The organism is Vibrio sp. 1641, assembly GCF_033339995.1.
Taxonomy (GTDB): domain Bacteria; phylum Pseudomonadota; class Gammaproteobacteria; order Enterobacterales; family Vibrionaceae; genus Vibrio; species Vibrio alginolyticus.
Window position 1 is genome coordinate 1 of record NZ_JAWOVP010000100.1, and the last position, 824, is coordinate 824.

The 824-nt window shown below is 44.9% G+C and carries 2 protein-coding genes; one reads left to right on the forward strand and one right to left on the reverse strand.

Annotated elements, in window-relative coordinates; translation table 11 throughout:
* The coding region (locus tag R7Z47_RS24400; protein ID WP_318130707.1) for a YdcF family protein at positions 1 to 298 on the reverse strand (298 nt) is incomplete at its 3' end.
* 158 nt (positions 299 to 456) lie between these two features.
* Between R7Z47_RS24400 and R7Z47_RS24405 the strand changes: the two genes are divergently transcribed.
* Positions 457 to 824: serine dehydratase beta chain (locus R7Z47_RS24405; RefSeq protein WP_318130708.1), on the forward strand; the 368-nt coding region annotated here is incomplete at its 3' end.

Here is an 824-nt window from a genome sequence, read left to right on the forward strand (position 1 = left end):
TCGCTGCATTTCGCATGTTTTCAAACGTATTCAAAGAGCGATTTTCAAGCAGAATTTGGCTTGTCGGAAAAGGCTTGGCCAGCGACGTATTCAGGGTCTGAAAATATGCATACATAGCGTCTGCTTCCGAAATGCTTTGTCCTTGCGTTTTTCCACCACAAAATACAAGAGCAGTATTCTCCATTGGCATTTCGAGGATCTTAGCGGCTAGTGCTTCGACTCTTGAGATGCCTTCGGCACTCAATTGGTTATTAACCAATCGCTTACCTAGTACGATGACCACGTTACCTAAATTCATACTTCTCTCTCAATTTCCCCTGCGACAAAGTCACTGTTGTGTGGTCTTTGGCATAGTTACAAAAATCTTCTTTGCCAACCGCCTTACAGGCATTAACATCTAGTTAACAACATTGTTCTAGAGACCTATGAAAGGTTCATTGCTGAAGGAAGTCAATTATGCTGTCGATTTTCGATATTTTTAAGGTCGGTGTTGGGCCATCCAGCTCCCACACTAACGGTCCTATGCTCGCCGGATTCCATTTCACTCAACTACTTAGCGACTCTATGGCGAAAGTACGTCGGGTGCAAGTTGACTTATATGGCTCTTTATCACTGACTGGTAGAGGACACCACACCGACCGAGCCACGGTGCTAGGGTTGATGGGCAATAAGCCCGATACCATCAAAATGACCAGTGCCAAAAGTGCACTGCAACACACCATCGAAAACCATACATTATCGTTAGCTGGCTCTCATCAAATTGAGTTTAGCTACGACCACGACATTGTATTTCACAGCGACAACCTGCCGCTGCATGAAAATGG